General features: G+C 64.0%; 12 protein-coding genes, 1 tRNA gene and 1 CRISPR repeat array (1 of these 14 running past the window's edge). Of the genes, 8 read left to right on the forward strand and 5 right to left on the reverse strand.

The genetic code is table 11. The features are described 5' to 3' along the window. Positions 1-105: 105 nt before the first annotated feature. From epmA to KM031_RS15390, 3 genes are all read left to right on the forward strand, one after another. Positions 106-1,152, forward strand: a complete 1,047-nt coding sequence (gene epmA, locus KM031_RS15380) for an EF-P lysine aminoacylase EpmA (RefSeq protein ID WP_215506440.1) — start codon at positions 106-108, stop codon at positions 1,150-1,152. Positions 1,153-1,262: 110 nt separating this feature from the next. Further along, positions 1,263-2,540, forward strand: coding sequence for a hemolysin family protein (locus KM031_RS15385; RefSeq protein WP_215506438.1), 1,278 nt, complete (start codon positions 1,263-1,265; stop codon positions 2,538-2,540). Between the two features lie 257 nt (positions 2,541-2,797). After that, entirely contained in the window at positions 2,798-3,904 is a 1,107-nt protein-coding gene (locus tag KM031_RS15390; RefSeq protein WP_215506436.1) for a TRAP transporter substrate-binding protein, read from the forward strand. Between the two features lie 133 nt (positions 3,905-4,037). On the opposite strand, the gene KM031_RS15395 is transcribed toward KM031_RS15390, so the two are convergent. After that, positions 4,038-5,816, reverse strand: coding sequence for a TRAP transporter large permease (locus tag KM031_RS15395; RefSeq protein ID WP_215506434.1), 1,779 nt, complete (start codon positions 5,814-5,816; stop codon positions 4,038-4,040). Continuing rightward, positions 5,813-6,397 (reverse strand): TRAP transporter small permease subunit, encoded by a 585-nt coding sequence (locus KM031_RS15400; protein ID WP_215506432.1) that lies wholly within the window; start codon positions 6,395-6,397, stop codon positions 5,813-5,815. The genes KM031_RS15395 and KM031_RS15400 overlap by 4 nt, the downstream gene beginning before the upstream one ends. A 255-nt stretch (positions 6,398-6,652) precedes the next feature. Here KM031_RS15400 and KM031_RS15405 point away from each other — a divergent pair, with 255 nt between their 5' ends. Genes KM031_RS15405 through KM031_RS15415 form a run of 3 tightly spaced genes read left to right on the forward strand, consistent with a single transcriptional unit; the run spans position 6,653 to position 11,156 of the window. Further along, positions 6,653-7,687, forward strand: coding sequence for a cysteine synthase A (locus KM031_RS15405; protein WP_215506430.1), 1,035 nt, complete (start codon positions 6,653-6,655; stop codon positions 7,685-7,687). Then, complete coding sequence (locus KM031_RS15410; protein WP_215506428.1) at positions 7,687-10,428, forward strand: DUF3772 domain-containing protein; 2,742 nt, start codon at positions 7,687-7,689, stop codon at positions 10,426-10,428. The genes KM031_RS15405 and KM031_RS15410 overlap by 1 nt, the downstream gene beginning before the upstream one ends. Further along, positions 10,425-11,156, forward strand: a complete 732-nt coding sequence (locus KM031_RS15415; RefSeq protein ID WP_215506426.1) for an alanyl-tRNA editing protein — start codon at positions 10,425-10,427, stop codon at positions 11,154-11,156. Before KM031_RS15410 ends, KM031_RS15415 begins: the two co-directional genes overlap by 4 nt. Before the next feature lie 12 nt (positions 11,157-11,168). On the opposite strand, the gene KM031_RS15420 is transcribed toward KM031_RS15415, so the two are convergent. After that, on the reverse strand, positions 11,169-11,969 hold the full coding sequence (locus KM031_RS15420; protein ID WP_215506425.1) for a helix-turn-helix domain-containing protein: 801 nt from the start codon (positions 11,967-11,969) through the stop codon (positions 11,169-11,171). A 194-nt stretch (positions 11,970-12,163) separates the two neighbouring features. Here KM031_RS15420 and KM031_RS15425 point away from each other — a divergent pair, with 194 nt between their 5' ends. Then, the gene (locus KM031_RS15425; protein WP_215506424.1) at positions 12,164-12,427 is read left to right on the forward strand and encodes a hypothetical protein; all 264 of its coding nucleotides are present in this window, start codon (positions 12,164-12,166) and stop codon (positions 12,425-12,427) included. 92 nt (positions 12,428-12,519) lie between these two features. Then, positions 12,520-12,609 (forward strand) — tRNA-Ser (locus KM031_RS15430). A gap of 225 nt (positions 12,610-12,834) precedes the next feature. Here the strand turns inward: KM031_RS15430 and KM031_RS15435 are convergent. Both KM031_RS15435 and KM031_RS15440 read right to left on the reverse strand, forming a co-directional pair. Continuing rightward, complete coding sequence (locus KM031_RS15435) at positions 12,835-13,065, reverse strand: hypothetical protein (protein WP_215506423.1); 231 nt, start codon at positions 13,063-13,065, stop codon at positions 12,835-12,837. Between the two features lie 342 nt (positions 13,066-13,407). Continuing rightward, positions 13,408-14,597, reverse strand: a protein-coding gene (locus tag KM031_RS15440) for an IS3 family transposase (protein ID WP_260691981.1) whose coding sequence is annotated in 2 segments (ribosomal slippage) — positions 13,408-14,339 and positions 14,339-14,597 — 1,191 coding nt in all. Because the reading frame shifts where the segments join, the coding sequence is not laid out codon by codon here. Positions 14,598-14,739: 142 nt separating this feature from the next. Beyond that, positions 14,740-15,990: a CRISPR direct-repeat array (repeat unit 31 nt; unit sequence GTTTCGATCCACGCCCCCGGGTGGGGGCGAC); it runs 6,939 nt beyond the window's last position.

A 15,990-nucleotide genomic window follows, 5' to 3' on the forward strand; every position in this document is an offset into this window, starting at 1 on the left:
TGTGGTTGCGACGGCTGCGGCCTAAAAGGCGGCAGGCTTTGCGCCGCCTTTAGCGCATCCAGCCAGAAATCTCCACCCGGAAATCTTCAGGGAAAGCCTGCCGCCGTGCCCGACCTTTCACAACCCTGGTGGACCGCGCAGGTCCATGCCGACCGCCGCCCGCTTTTGCTGGCCCGCAACCGCATACAGGCCGGGCTGCGGATCTGGCTGGCCGATGAAGGCTTTACCGAGGTGGATCCGGTGGCGCTTCAGGTCAGCCCCGGCAATGAGGCGCATCTGCACGGCTTTGCCACCGAGGCCATCGGCGCGGATGGGCAGGGGCGGCGGATGTATCTGCATACCAGCCCGGAATTCGCCATGAAGAAACTGCTGGCGGCGGGAGAGACGCGGATTGCCGCCTTTGCGCATGTCTGGCGCAACCGCGAACGCGGGCCGCTGCACAGCCCGGAATTTACCATGCTGGAATGGTATCGCGTGGGGCAGGGCTATGAGGTGCTGATGGACGATTGCACCGCCTTCCTGCGTCTGGCGGCCAGGGTGGCGGGGGCGGATCTGCTGCGCTTCCGCGACCGCAGTTGCGATCCCTTTGCCGAACCGGAGCGGCTGAGTGTGGCCGAGGCCTTTGCGCGCCATGCCGGGATTGACCTTCTGGCCACCGTCGATGCCGCGGGCCTCCCCGATGGCGCGGCGCTGGCGGCGCAGATGCAGGCGCAGGGGATGCGGGTCGCCGCCGATGACACCTGGTCTGATCTGCTGAGCCGGGTTCTGGTGGCCAGGGTGGAGCCGCATCTGGGCCATGGCCGCATCACCATTCTGGACCGCTACCCGATTGCCGAAGCAGCGCTGGCCCGGCCCACGGCGGATGATCCGCGGGTGGCCGAACGGTTCGAAGTCTATGCCTGCGGCGTGGAACTGGCGAATGGCTTTGGCGAATTGACCAACCCCGCCGAACAGCGCCGCCGCTTTGCGCTGGAGATGGATGAAAAGGCGCGGGTTTACGGCGAACGCTATCCGCTGGACGAAGAGTTTCTGACAGCGCTGGCGCAGATGCCTGCCGCCTCGGGCATTGCGCTGGGCTTCGACCGGCTGGTGATGCTGGCGACCGGTGCCGCGCGGATCGACGATGTGATCTGGGTGCCCGTTGCATCGTGACGGGCGGGCGACCCCGGTTTTTTTCGGGGTGCCACTGGAATTGACGCCACGCCCTCGTTAAGTGTGGATGATCTTGCCGGGCCAGCCCGGTGTTTTGGGCTTTGCCGCAAATGTATCTGGAAATCGCGATCGTCTTTCTGCTCACGCTGGTGAACGGAGGATTGGCGATGTCTGAACTGGCCATTGTCTCGGCCCGCACCGCGCGGCTGAAGGTCATGGCGGATCGTGGATCGCGCGGGGCCACGGTTGCGATGCGACTGGCGGAACATCCGGGGCGTTTTCTGTCGTCCGTGCAGATCGGCATCACGCTGGTCGGGGTGTTGTCGGGGGCGTTTTCGGGCGCGACACTTGGCGCGCGCCTGTCCGGGGCGCTGCTGGAGGCGGGCATGTCGCCCGCGCTGGCGCAGCCGCTGGGCGTCGGCTCGGTCGTGGTGGCCATCACCTATCTGTCGCTGATCGTGGGCGAACTGGTTCCCAAACAGATCGCCCTGCGCGCGCCCGAGGCCGTGGCGGCACGGGTGGCACCGGTGATGCTGTGGATCGCGCGCATCGGCGCGCCGCTGGTCTGGCTTCTGGACCGTTCGGGGCGGCTGATCCTGCGGCTGCTGGGCCAGTCCGGCGTGTCGGACAGCACGATGAGCGATGAAGAGGTGAAGCTTGTCATCTCCGAGGCGGAAAGCGCCGGGGTGATGGACAAGGCCGAAACGGAAATGATCGCCGGGGTGATGCGCATCGCCGACCGCACCGCCCGGGGCCTGATGACGCCACGGCACGAGGTGGAAACCGTCGATGTCAGCGACAGCTCGCAAACCATCATCCGCCGCTTTCGCGAAGGGCGTCACTCGCGCCTTGCCGTGCGCGATGGCGAGCCGGACAATGTGATCGGTGTGCTGCATGCGCGCGATTTTCTGGGCAGTTCGGCGCAGCGCGGCGGCGTGGATGTGCGCAGCCATGTGATCGACGCGCCGGTTGTCCGCGACGGCATGGGCGCGCTGGATGTGATCGAGGCGCTGCGCAGTGCGGCGGCGCATATGGTGCTGGTCTTCGATGAATACGGCCATTTCGAGGGCATCATCACCCCGATGGACGTGCTGGAGGCCATAACCGGCGGCTTTGCCGATGCCACCGAGGATGAACCGAAGATGGTCGAGCGCGAGGACGGATCCTTCCTCGTGGCGGGCTGGATGCCGGTGGATGAATTCGCCGACCGTCTGGGCCTTGATCTGCGCCCCGACCGCGATTTTGAAACCGTGGCCGGGCTGGTGATCGACACGATGGGCGCGCTGCCCGCGACGGGCGAGCGGGTCATGCTTTCGGGCTGGCGGGTCGAGGTGATCGACCTTGATGGCCGCCGCATCGACAAACTGCTGGTGTCGCGCGCGCCGTGACAGGTGCCGGAATGGCCGCGCCATGACGGGGTGGCTGCGCCCAAATCCGTGGCAGCTGCCCATCGGCTAGGCAGGGCACAGGCGGGCGGTGGCTGGGCTTGCGGGGGGCCACAGTTTCCCTTGCGGCAGAAGTGCTTGCCCGGCGTTCGACACTGGACAGACAGGTTTTGCCATGCCAACGTCAGGCACCTGTCGGGAGGAGCGCGACAGACGCTTTGCCCCTGCATGAGACATATGACCACCACCGGGAGGAATTCATGGATCGTCGTTCATTCTTGACCAAGGCCGCCATTGGCGGCGCCGGGGCTGCGGCTGCCACCACGCTGGCTGCCCCCGTCATTGCGCAGACCGCACCGAAAGTGACCTGGCGCCTGACCTCGTCCTTCCCGAAATCGCTGGACACGATCTATGGCGCCGCAGAAGTGCTGTCAAAGCGTCTGGCCGAAGCGACCGACGGCAATTTCACCATTCAGGTGTTTGCGGCGGGCGAACTGGTGCCGGGCCTGCAAGCGGCGGATGAGGTGACGGCGGGCAATATCGAGGCCTGCCACACCGTTGGTTATTACTACTGGGGCAAAGACCCGAGCTGGGCTGTGGCGGCGGCTGTGCCGTTCTCGCTGTCGGCACGCGGCATCAACGCTTGGCACTACCATGGCGGCGGCATCGACCTCTATAACGAATTCCTCGCGCAGCATAACATCGTGGCGCTGCCGGGCGGCAATACCGGCGTGCAGATGGGTGGCTGGTTCCGCAAGGAAATCAACACCGTGGCCGATATGCAGGGCCTCAAGATGCGCGTGGGCGGCTTTGCCGGCAAAGTGATGGAAAAGCTGGGCGTCGTGCCGCAGCAGATCGCCGGCGGCGACATCTATCCGGCGCTGGAAAAGGGCACCATCGACGCGGCCGAATGGGTTGGCCCTTATGATGACGAAAAGCTCGGCTTCCAGAAGGTCGCGCCCTATTACTACTATCCCGGCTGGTGGGAAGGTGGCCCGACGGTTCACTTCATGTTCAACAAGGCCGCCTATGACGGCCTGCCGCCCGCCTATCAATCGCTGCTGCGGTCGATCTGCCAGGGTGTCGATGCCGACATGCTCCAGAAGTATGACTTCAAGAACCCGACCGCGATCAAGTCTCTGGTGGCCAATGGTGCGCAGCTGCGTCCGTTCAGCCCGGAAATCCTGAATGCCTGCTTCGATGCCGCCAATCAGGTCTATGCCGAAATGGAGGCAACCAACCCGGCCTTTGCCAAGCTCTGGGGCTCGATCAAGGCGTTCCGCACCGAGAATTACACCTGGGCGCAGATTGCCGAATACAACTATGACACGTTCATGATGATGCAGCAGAACGCAGGCAAGCTGTAAGCATCCGTCACGGCACGACAAGACCCCCGGCAGCCACGCTGCCGGGGGTTTTTGTTTGCCCCTGCCCGACATCGCCACAAAGAAAAACGGCGGCCCGGTGAGGGGCCGCCGTCGCATTTCTGAACAAGTGCTTTCAGTTGGCCGGAGCGGGTGTCACCGCGTCGGGCTGCTGCCCGATGGCCGGAGCGCCGAGAGAGGGGGCACCCAGCGAGGGCGCGCCCAATGTCGGTGCCCCGATCGCAGGCGCGGCACCGGGGACTGGTTGCCCCAGGCCTCCCCCCAGCCCGCCGCCGCCCAAGGTGGGCATCTGCGGCAGGGTGATCGTGACGTTGGATGTATCGACCGGCGTGCCCTTGTAGTGCATCACCAGTTGCGGGAAGGCGATCACCACGCCGACCATCACCACCTGGATCACCACGAAGGGCACCGCCCCCCAATAGATCTGCCCGGTGGTCACCGGATCGGTTTTCTTGCCCGTGACCTTGTCGAGATAGGGGATCCGCGGCGCGACCGAGCGCAGATAGAACAGCGCAAAGCCGAAGGGCGGGTGCATGAACGAGGTCTGCATGTTCACGCCCAGGATGATGCCGAGCCAGATCAGGTCGATGCCCAATGCCTCGGCCGGGGCGACAAGCAGCGGCACGATGATGAAGGCCAGCTCGAAAAAGTCGAGGAAGAAGGCCAGCAGGAACACCAAGATCGACACGAAGATCAGGAAGCCGGTTTCGCCGCCGGGCAGCGAGGTCAGCAGATGTTCGACCCAGATATGGCCGTTCACGCCATAGAAGGTCAGCGAGAACACGCGTGCGCCCAGCAGGATGAACATCACGAAGGCCGAAAGGCGCGTCGTGGCGGCCAGCGCCTGTGTAACCACGGCCATGGTCAGCCGCCCCTTCCCCGCCGCCAGCAGCAGTGCGCCGACAGCGCCCATCGCCCCGCCTTCGGTGGGGGTGGCGATGCCGAGGAAGATCGTGCCCAGCACCAGGAAGATCAGCGCCAGCGGCGGGATCAGCACGATGATGACCTGCTGTGCCAGCCGCGACATGATGCCGGTTTTCAGGCTCTTGTCGACGACGGCGGCCAGATAGATCGCCAGAATACCGACCACAGCCCCCAGAATGGTGGCATTGCTGCTGCCATCCTGATCGAAGTAGCGATGCGCGCCGTAAGAAATCGCCACTGCCGCCGCAAGGGCCACAAACAGCGAGGTCACACCATGGCCCAGCGTGCGCGCCTCAAGCGGCAGGGCAGGCATGGAGTTGGGCTTCAGGATCGACATGAGCAGCACATAGCCCATGTAGAACCCGGTCAGGATCAGGCCGGGCAGCATGGCGGCGGTATACATGTCGCCGACAGAGCGGCCCAATTGGTCTGCCAGAACGATCAGCACAAGGCTGGGCGGGATGATCTGCGCCAGCGTGCCCGAGGCGGCAATGACGCCCGAGGCGATGCGCCGGTCATAGCCATAGCGCAGCATGATCGGCAGCGAAATCAGGCCCATGGCGATCACCGAGGCCGCAACGACGCCGGTGGTCGCTGCCAGCAGCGCGCCGACGATGATCACCGCATAGGCGAGCCCGCCCCGGATCGGCCCGAACAATTGCCCGATGGTGTCCAGCAGGTCTTCGGCCATGCCGCTGCGTTCCAGCACGATCCCCATGAAGGTAAAGAAGGGGATGGCCAATAAGGTCTCGTTCGCCAGCACCCCCCAGAACCGGTTGGGCAAGGTGTTGAGCAGGGGCCAATCAAGCGTGATGTTGCCTGCGGACAGGGGCGCGAGTTCAACGCCGATGAAGAAGAAGAACAGCCCGTTTGCCGCCAGCGCGAACGCCACCGGATAGCCCAGCAGCAGAAAGATCACGAGGCTGGCGAACATGATCGGGGCCATGTTCAGCGCGATGAATTCCATCATTTCGTGATCTCCTCGACCAGCGCCTTGCCTTCCAGCTCGGCCGCCTCATGGGCAGAGACGAAGGGGGTCGGATCTTCCATGTCGCCGCGCATCACGGCGATCTTCTTGATGATCTCCGAGACGCCCTGAAAGGCCAGCAGGGTGAAGCCGATCAGCAGCAGCGCCTTGGCGGGCCAGATGATCAGACCACCCGAATTGGTCGACACCTCGCCCGAAGTGTAGGACCGCGCGACATAGGGCACGAAGTAATACAGCATCAGCAGCACGAAAGGCATCAGGAACACCACATGGCCGAACAGGTCGATCCAGTGCTGCACCCGGCGCGAGAACATGCCGTAAACGATGTCGATGCGGATATGTTCGTTCTGTTTCAACGTATAGGCTGCAGCCAGCAGGAAGGCTGCGCCGAAAAGATACCATTGCAATTCCAGCCAGGAGTTGGAGGAAACGCTGAATATTTTACGCACGATGGCGTTGGTTGCGCTGACGATCACCGCAATCAGGATCAGCCATGACACGGCTTTTCCGATGATTTCATTGATACGGTCGATCCCCGCGGATACCGCGAGCAGGCTTTTCATCTGTAAGACCCCCCTTCAGTTGGCGCTCTGGCGGCGCTCATATCTCATAATTTGGGAAAGTGGTAAGAAAAGTTGTCCAATTCCGCGAAACTTCTCCTCCTACTGCCGAGTTTCACGGATTTTTGCTCCAAAACCAAGGGGTAACGTGCGGGAAAGCGTTCCTGACTTGCCTGCTGCCTACAACTTGGGCACCGGGGTTCTTGAGTTCCGCCCCGGCTGACCCTAAACCTAGGGGGCAGAACAAAGGATGCTCTCATGCGTGTGTACAGCGATCTGGCCCAGTCGATCGGCAATACCCCTCTCATCCGGCTGAAGAAGGCGTCAGAGCTGACGGGATGCGAGATCCTGGGCAAGGCGGAGTTCATGAATCCGGGCCAGTCGGTCAAGGATCGGGCGGCGCTTTTCATCATCAAGGATGCGGTCGCCAAGGGCCTGCTGAAGCCCGGTGGCACGATTGTCGAAGGCACGGCGGGCAATACCGGCATCGGCCTTGCGCTGGTCGGCGCGTCGATGGGGTTCAAGACGGTGATCGTGATCCCGGAAACCCAGAGCCAGGAAAAGAAGGACATGCTGCGCCTTGCCGGGGCAGAGCTGGTTCAGGTGCCTGCCGCCGCCTACAAGAACCCCAACAATTATGTGCGCTATTCGGGCCGTCTGGCCGAGGCGCTGGCCAAGACCGAACCGAATGGCGCGATCTGGGCCAATCAGTTTGACAATGTGGCGAACCGCCAGTCGCATATCGAAACCACCGGGCCGGAAATCTGGGAACAGACTGATGGCAAGGTGGATGGCTTCATCTGCGCCGTCGGCTCGGGTGGCACGCTGGCCGGTGTGGGCATGGCCTTGCAGCCCAAGGGCGTGAAGATCGGTCTGGCCGACCCGGAAGGCGCATCGCTGCACAGTTTTTACACCGAAGGCACGCTGGACGCGCCCGGCAGTTCGATCACCGAAGGCATCGGGCAGGGGCGCATCACTGCCAATCTGGAAGGCTTCCGCCCCGATTTCAGCTATCGCATCCCCGATGCCGAGGCGCTGCCGATCGTGTTTGATCTGTTGCAGGACGAAGGGCTGTGCCTTGGCGGCTCGTCCGGCATCAATATTGCCGGCGCGATCCGCATGGCGCGCGAGATGGGTCCGGGGCACCGGATCGTCACCATCCTGTGCGATTACGGCACGCGCTATCAGTCCAAGCTGTTCAACCCGGCCTTCCTGAAAGAAAAGGGCCTGCCGGTGCCGGATTGGCTGGACCGGGCACCGCGCCCGATCCCGGAAGTTTATGCTGACGCATGATGGGCGGCCCTGCTGATCTGTTGCGCGCGCTGACGCTGGCGCTGTGTCTGGCGCTGCCTGGCGCTGTGGCCGCACAAACCACGCCCGCAACCCCGCCTGTGGCGACCGAAGAGCGCGCGGCAGAGACAGGCGAAGGCGCGGCCGCTGAGGGCGGTGGCGCGGCAGATCAGGTTCCGGCAGCCCCGGTTGCCGACGCGGCCCCGACGCCCCCCGCCAAGACCGGCGGGCTGAGCAAAAGCCAGACCGCCGGCAGCAACAACCGGGGCGGCAAGTCAATCTCGGTTCTGCCGTCGGATTCCAATGCTTTGGACTATGCGGCATGGGAACGGCTCGCCACCCGGGCCGAAACCGCGCTGGCCGACAGCACCACCTCGAACAACGGGCTGGAGCTGTTGCGCGGGCAGTTGGTGGATTGGCGCACCAAGCTGCAAGGGGCGCAGAACACCAATGCGACCCGCATCGCCACATCGCGCACCCAGATCACGGCCCTCGGGCCTGCGCCTGCGGATGGCGAAAGTGAAGCGCCGGAAATCGCCGAGCGCCGCAAGGCGCTGAACGAACAACTGGCGCGTTTGCAGGCCCCCGGCCTTGCCGCCGAAGAAGCCTATCGCCGCGCCAGCGGCCTTGTGTCCGAAATCGACCGGGTGCTGCGCGAACGGCAGGCGAACGAGCTGCTGAAACTGTGGCCCAACCCGCTCAACCCCGCCAACTGGGGCACAGCGGCGGCGGCGGTGCGCGACAGCCTGATGCCGATCTGGGCCGAGGCGGCGGTGAACTGGACCCGGCCCGACCGCCGCGCCTATCTGGTCGATAACCTGCCGGTGATCGGCGTGCTGTTGCTGCTGGCGATTGCGCTGATCTGGCGGGGCAGGGCGTGGATCGAGGGGTTTGCCCTCCGGCTGCAAACCTCGGCGGCATCGGCGCGCGGGCGCAGGCTCTGGGGTTTTCTGGCGTCGCTGGGGCAGATCATCGTGCCCACGGTTGGCGTGTTCCTGATTTCGGTCGCGCTGGCGCTGACCGAAATGGCGGGCAGTTCCGGCAAACAGCTGATTGCCTTGCTGCCCCCGGCGGGCTTTGCCCTGTTCGCGGCGCATTGGCTGGGCGGGCGCATCTTCCCCAAGGCCAATTGCGAGGACGGGCCGCTGTCGCTTGGCCCGGAACAATGCGCCGAGGGGCGGTTTCACGCCACTATGATCGGGCTTGTGCTGGCGCTTGAGACGCTGCGCGCCGGTCTTTTGCCCAATGCCCGCCTGCCCGAAGCGGCGGTGCCGGTGATCACCCTGCCGCTGATCCTGCTGATGGGGCTTATGCTGTGGCGCATCGGCCATCTGCTCAACCGCCATCTGGCGCGCAATGCCACCGATGGCGAAGCGGGCGGGTTTGCCAACCGCATCATCGGCATCTTGGCCAAGGTCACGATTGCGATTGCGGTGGCCGGGCCGTTGCTGGCGCTGATCGGCTATGCGTCGGCGGCGGCGGCACTGGTGTTCCCGGCGGCAGGCTCGCTGGGCCTGCTGGCGCTGCTGGTGGTGATCCTGCAACTGATCGGCGAGCTGTACAGCCTGATCCTGCGGCTGCCGCCCGAGGATGATGCGCAATCGCAGGGCCTGCTGCCGGTGCTGGTGGGGTTCCTGCTCACGCTGGCCTCTCTGCCTCTGTTCGCCCTGATCTGGGGCGCGCGCTTCGATGATCTGACAGAACTGTGGGCGCGCTTTACCCAAGGCTTCCAGATCGGCGAAACCCGGATATCGCCCTCGAACTTCCTGTATTTCGCGGTGCTGTTCGCCATCGGCCTTGCCCTGACCCGGCTGTTTCAGGGCGCGCTGAAAAGCTCCATCCTGCCCAAGACCAAACTGGATCAGGGCGGGCGCAATGCCATCGTCTCTGGCACCGGCTATCTGGGCATCTTCCTTGCCGGGCTGATCGCCATCAATTCGGCGGGGATTGACCTGTCGGGGCTGGCCATCGTCGCCGGTGCGCTGTCACTGGGCATCGGTTTCGGCCTTCAGAACATCGTGCAGAACTTCGTGTCCGGCATCATCCTGCTGATTGAACGCCCGGTCAGCGAGGGCGACTGGATCGAGGTCGGCACGGTCTCTGGCACGGTGAAGGCGATTTCGGTGCGGTCCACCCGCATCCAGACCTTTGATCGGTCGGATGTGATTGTGCCCAATGCCGATCTGGTGTCGCAGCGCGTCACGAACTGGACGCGCTACAACCTGTCGGGGCGGCTGATCGTGCCGGTGATGGTGATCCATGGCAGCGACCCGGATCAGGTGCTGCGGGTGCTGCGCGAGATTGCCGAGGCGCAGCCCATGGCCGTGCTGAACCCGCCGCCGGTGGTGGCGCTGGTGGGCTTTGCGCTGGATGGTATCCAGTTCGAAATCCGCGTGATCCTGCGCGATGTGAACTTCCAGCTGTCGGTGCGGTCGGCCATCAATCAGGACATCCTGCGCCGGTTCCGCGACGAAGGCATTGCACTGGCGCATACCGGGGCCGGGTCCAAACCGCTGCCCGAACCGGAGCCCGAGGAAGATGAGGCATCTGCCCCGCATTTCTTCCCGGCGGTGATCGTGTCGATGCCCGCCAGTGCCGATGCGGCCAAGGCGGCACAGGCCGCTGCAAAAGCCGTCACACGGCGCAAGGCGGGGGCCGCGCACCCCGGTCCGGCCAGTCTCGGCCGGGATGCTGATGACTCCGACGCCTTCCTCGATGGCATTGAAGACGAGACCGAACGATGAGCCTGCCTGCCACACGCCTGCTGTTCCGTGACGATGCCTATCTGCGCGAGGCCCCGGCGCGGGTGATCGGCCATACCGCCGAAGGGGGGATCCAGTTGGATGCGTCCATCTTCTATGCCACTTCGGGCGGGCAGCCGGGCGACAGCGGTCGGCTGGTCTGGCCGGGCGGGCAGTTGGCGATTGCCACGGCGGTCAAGGCCGATGGCGGCACCATCGCACTGGTCGCGGGCGAGCCTTTGCCGATGCCGCCAGTCGGAGCCGAGGTGATGCAGGTGTTGGATTGGGAGCGGCGCCACCGCCACATGCGGGTGCATACTGCGCTGCATCTGTTGTCGGTGGTGATCCCGCTGCCCGTCACCGGCGGGCAGATCGGCGCGGATCGCGGGCGGCTGGACTTCGACATGCCCGAGCCGCCGCAGGATGTGGCGGCGCTGAACGACGCGCTGAATGCGCTGATCGACCGCGATTTGCCGATCAGCGAGGAATGGATCAGCGATGCCGAATTGCAGGCCAATCCGGGGCTGGTGAAAACCATGTCGGTGATGCCGCCGATGGGGCAGGGCCGGGTACGGCTGGTGCGGATCGGGCGCGGCGCGTCGCAGGTGGATCTGCAACCCTGTGGCGGCACCCATGTGGCCCGCACCGGCGAGATTGGCCGGGTCGAGATCAGCAAGATCGAGAAAAAAGGCAAGCAGAACCGTCGCGTCAGCCTGACGCTGGTGGACTGACGCGAAACAGCGTCAGAGCCCGTCGGGGATCCGGTGCAGGGCGCGTTGCACGATGGGCGGGGCATAGCTGATGTCATGCATGGTTTCCTGCCGCACAATATTGCGCCACAGCGCCGGTTCGTTGGGCAGGCGCTCCAGCACCGCCGCCGTCATCCGGTTCATCCCGTCGATCCGCCGCCGCACCAGCAGCGAAAAGCCCGGATAGAAGCGCATGTTGCCCTCCAGCCCGAACTCGAAGAAGTTGATGTTGGACTGGTTCTGCCGGTCCTGACAATAGACCGACACCCCATCCAGATGCTGACGCACCAGCCCGAAATAGGCCAGCCGCGGAAAGCGCCGGGCATTGGGGTTTTCTTGCTGGGCGAGGATGTTTTCCTCAAACCCCTTGAACAGCGTCACCTCGTCGCGCGTCTTGACAAGGGCCACGTTGGTGACGATTTTTCCCTGAAACATGAAGGATTTACGCCAGAACCGATACATGGCATCCGGCAAGACATTCTGATCGACCGGGCGGGATTTGCCGATCAGCAGCTTGTCGCGCATTTCCATCAGGAAGCGGTCGGGCAGGGCGCTGCGCAGATCGTCCAGCGGCTCCAGCAGGATGCGGGCATCCACGCCGAAATGCGCACAGATCTTGGCCAGAATATCCGGGCGCGGAAAGGCCTCGCCCGCCAGATAACGGTTGAACTGGGTGCGGTTGATGCCGATCTGCTGGCAGATCGCAGTGACCGGCGGCCCGTCGTCGCACAATTGCCGCAGATTGCGGCCAAAGACCGAGCGGACCTCGGTGGGGGACATTGGGGTTTGGGGCATGGCTGACGCTCCCGTGCGGCGGGACTCTCTGGTTGTGACGCTAATCAGCGTCAGTCGTGAAACAAAATCGTTGGCATGTCCATCGTCTTGATGCGGAAAACCGAATGCAGCGTCATCGCGCCTGTGCATAAATAGCTGAGAAGGGACAAAATACCCTGCAATGACGCAAGTGGCGCAGAAACGGAGTGGCAAAGATGCTGGGTGTTGTGATCTGGAGCTGCCAACGCACGGGCCGGGCCATCATCTGGTGCGCGGACCATCGCGATCTGGCGCATTATGAACGGCCCGCAGTCTCTGCGACACGGATCAGCGTCGAAGCCGGCGATCTGGTCGAAGTGGTGCTGATGACCGAACGGTCCGTCCGGCGTTGTGTCAGCATGAAACTGGTCGAAGCGGCCTATATGCCCGAGGTCGCAGCCGAGCTGAAGGGCCGCAGACAGGCCATCGCCGCCGCCTGAGTCCGTGCCTGGCCGCCCCGCCAAGTCGGCCAGCAGAAACGTGAAACAGCCCCTTGCACCCGGTCAGGACTTCGGTTTAAACGACGTGCAACGGACAGGTGGCCGAGTGGTCGAAGGCGCACGCCTGGAAAGTGTGTAGGCGGGGAACCGTCTCGAGGGTTCGAATCCCTCTCTGTCCGCCATAAATATTCCCATAAGTCATTGTTAGGATTGAATAAAGCTCTGTGGCTTTCAGGCAGTTTTTCGGAAAGCCGGATTTTGCACCACATCTTGATACACAATCTGCCCACATCATGCTCTTGCGTGAAAGGTTCAGATGGTGTAGCCGGACAAAAATATGAGTACAAACGGACAAAAATATGAGCACATGAGCTATGCTAGCGGCGCATAGCTCGAGCGGCGATAGCCTACCCATCCGCACGCTGCTTGTGGTCATACAGGTCCGGGAACGGATAGCCCGGCACTACCCGGGCCAGCTCTTCCTTCGTCAGTGCGGCTTCCAGCACAACCATCGCCTCGTGCACCACACTGTGCCACATCGGGGCACCGCGCCATCGGGTATCCTCGGGCTGTCGGCGTAGCTGGCAAAGCGCACGGCAGGCCAGTTCCAGCGGAGGCTTTTCTCTTCGGGCTGCCATTGTCATTCCCCTATGAGATCAGAATTTGAACCGCAGATTTGCAAAGGGGGTAAGGATTCCCTTGCCCCCTCCACAGATCAGCCCACCGCCAGTAGAGCCGCCGTCAGATGCCGCCTGCATCATCTGCCCATCGACAATCTGTCGCGCGACAGCGCCCGCATGATTGCGACCTCGGCCAAGTCCAGCTCTGTGGTCTCGAATCTTATCCTTCGCTGCTTATTTCCATCAGCATGCTGTAAACAGAGTTGGCTTCTTCGTTCAGATCTGCCCGCGACAGGATGGCCGAACTGTCCAAGCTCAGAAGTCTTGGCGCGCGGGTGTCACTGACGTTGCCCCCGACTTTTATCCAGCGTGAGCGAGACTCCGAGTTTGAGTTTGGCTGTTTTGGTCGGGTTGGGCAACGGGGGCTGGCGCGGAGCTTTGCGGGTTGCGCAGCGTCTGGCCCCGTTGCGGGGTGAAGGTTTGGGCGAACTCGGCAGGCGTCTGCCAGCCAAGGCGTGAATGCGGGCGTTCGGTGTTGTAGTCCTTGCGCCAGACGGCGAGCATGGCGCGGGCGTGGTTCAGGGACGGGAACAGGGTCTCGTTCAAAAGCTCGTCTCTCAGGCGACCGTTGAAGCTCTCGATGAAGGCGTTCTGGGTCGGCTTGCCGGGCGCGATGTAGTGCCAGTCGATCTTGCGGTTGTCAGCGAAGGTCAGGATGGCGTTCGACGTAAACTCGGTCCCGTTGTCGCTGACCACCGTGATCGGCTTGCCGCGGGCCTCGAACAGGGTCGCCAACTCCCGCGCTACCCTTGCGCCAGATAAAGACGTGTCGGCGATCAGGGCAAGGCACTCCCGCGTGCAGTCATCCACAACGGTCAGCACGCGGAAGCGGCGGCCGTCGGTCAGTTGGTCGGAGACGAGGTCGAGCGACCAGCGCTGGTTCGGCATCAGCGGCAGCGTCATTGGGGCTCGCGTCCCTATCGCCCGCTTGCGCCCACCGCGGCGACGCACGTGCAGCCGCTCCTCGCGGTAGATGCGGAACAGACGCTTGTGGTTCACCTCATGCCCCTCGCGCCGCAAGAACACATGCAGCCGCCGATAGCCGAACCGGCGGCGCACCCGCGCCAGTTCTTTCAGCCGCTCACGCAGCACCGGGTCATCCTGACGGATCGCCTCGTAGCGCATGGTCATCCGGCAACAACCGATCACCCGACACGCCCGCCGCTCGCTCATCCCGTGATCTGCCACCAGATGCGCGACCGCTTGTCGCTTTGCGGCGGGCGTCACCACTTTTTTCCCAGGAGATCCTTCAGCGCGGCATTGTCGAGCATCGCATCCGCCAGCAACCGCTTCAGCCGGGCGTTTTCGTCCTCGAGACCCTTCAGCCGCTTGGCCTCGATCACATCCATACCGCCATACTTGGCTTTCCACTTGTAGACCGTCGCATCACTGACGCCATGCTTGCGGCACAGATCGGCGACGGAAATCACGGCCTCGTGCTCCTTCAGAATGCCGATGATCTGATCTTCGGTGAACCTGCTGCGCTTCATCTCTGGTCCTTTCAGTTGGGCCAGAGTCTACCTCAAACTGGATTAGGCGGAGGGGGAAACGTCAGCGCTGCGGGTAACGCCCCGCCGATGACGCTGCTTGAGACGATAGAAAGCACTGACGTATCGCCATGTTTGCTTCGCTCTTTCGATCCACGCCTCCGGGTGGAGGCGACGCCTCAAGATCGGCCGCGGCAACAGTATTCCGGTGGTTACGATCCACGCCCCCGGGTGGGGGCGACTGTCGATACGAATTTCTCGCGATACGTTACCGAGTGGTTGCGATCCACGCCCCCGGGTGGGTGCGACCCCAGATGCCGCAAAAGCGGATGGTCCACATCCGCGTTTCGATCCACGCCCCCGGGTGGGGGCGACCACCCACAAGGGCGGGTTGCGCATCGTGGGCGAGGTTTCGATCCACGCCCCCGGGTGGGGGCGACATCCAGCCGGTTTCGTGGCCGCAGTGGCCGCAGGCGTTTCGATCCACGCCCCCGGGTGGGGGCGACCTTGGGCTGGATGCCCGTGAGTTTGAGCAGGGGCTGTTTCGATCCACGCCCCCGGGTGGGGGCGACAACCCCTACCATGATCCAACTCCCGCCCTACGGGGTTTCGATCCACGCCCCCGGGTGGGGGCGACGCAGGATCAGGCTAAAAGCCAAGCGCAGGCGCTGGTTTCGATCCACGCCCCCGGGTGGGGGCGACTCCGACCTGCCCGGCCAGATCGGCGCGCATCATCGTTTCGATCCACGCCACCGGGTGGGGGCGACCGACGAATGTGCCGGTCAGAAACGATCCGGCGGTGTTTCGATCCACGCCCCCGGGTGGGGGCGACCACCGCGCGATTGCTCGGCAGGGGCCAGCGGCGCGTTTCGATCCACGCCCCCGGGTGGGGGCGACATCCAGCGATGTGAGCGTGATTTCCGACGCGCCGGGTTTCGATCCACGCCCCCGGGTGGGGGCGACGACGTCCGACAAATCGGGCCTGCTGCCCCTCCACTCGTTTCGATCCACGCCCCCGGGTGGGGGCGACCTGATTGCCGCACATCTGCCCGAGGCCCATCCGGCAGTTTCGATCCACGCCCCCGGGTGGGGGCGACCCCGAGATCGACGAGGGCGAGATCACCCTGACCGTTTCGATCCACGCCCCCGGGTGGGGGCGACCGCTGATTTGGCGTCGAGACGCTACGATGTCGCAAGTTTCGATCCACGCCCCCGGGTGGGGGCGACGGCCTGCAATTGTCGTTGCCATGCGGCCCTCTTAAGTTTCGATCCACGCCCCCGGGTGGGGGCGACGTAGGCCATGTATGCCCCTGCCCCGGCCACGCCCAGTTTCGATCCACGCCCCCGGGTGGGGGCGACCGCTGATTTGGCGTCGAGACGCTACGATGTCGCAAGT

The organism is Gemmobacter fulvus, from assembly GCF_018798885.1.
GTDB lineage: Bacteria > Pseudomonadota > Alphaproteobacteria > Rhodobacterales > Rhodobacteraceae > Gemmobacter > Gemmobacter fulvus.

What these genes read in the sequence shown, in the direction of transcription:
- KM031_RS15385 (WP_215506438.1), top strand. Translation starts at nt 1,263, where the DNA reads ATGTATCTGGAAATCGCGATCGTCTTTCTGCTCACGCTGGTGAACGGA.
- KM031_RS15390 (WP_215506436.1), top strand. Translation starts at nt 2,798, where the DNA reads ATGGATCGTCGTTCATTCTTGACCAAGGCCGCCATTGGCGGCGCCGGG.
- KM031_RS15395 (WP_215506434.1), bottom strand. Translation starts at nt 5,816, where the DNA reads ATGATGGAATTCATCGCGCTGAACATGGCCCCGATCATGTTCGCCAGC.
- KM031_RS15400 (WP_215506432.1), bottom strand. Translation starts at nt 6,397, where the DNA reads ATGAAAAGCCTGCTCGCGGTATCCGCGGGGATCGACCGTATCAATGAA.
- KM031_RS15405 (WP_215506430.1), top strand. Translation starts at nt 6,653, where the DNA reads ATGCGTGTGTACAGCGATCTGGCCCAGTCGATCGGCAATACCCCTCTC.
- KM031_RS15410 (WP_215506428.1), top strand. Translation starts at nt 7,687, where the DNA reads ATGGGCGGCCCTGCTGATCTGTTGCGCGCGCTGACGCTGGCGCTGTGT.
- KM031_RS15415 (WP_215506426.1), top strand. Translation starts at nt 10,425, where the DNA reads ATGAGCCTGCCTGCCACACGCCTGCTGTTCCGTGACGATGCCTATCTG.
- KM031_RS15420 (WP_215506425.1), bottom strand. Translation starts at nt 11,969, where the DNA reads ATGCCCCAAACCCCAATGTCCCCCACCGAGGTCCGCTCGGTCTTTGGC.
- KM031_RS15425 (WP_215506424.1), top strand. Translation starts at nt 12,164, where the DNA reads ATGCTGGGTGTTGTGATCTGGAGCTGCCAACGCACGGGCCGGGCCATC.
- KM031_RS15435 (WP_215506423.1), bottom strand. Translation starts at nt 13,065, where the DNA reads ATGGCAGCCCGAAGAGAAAAGCCTCCGCTGGAACTGGCCTGCCGTGCG.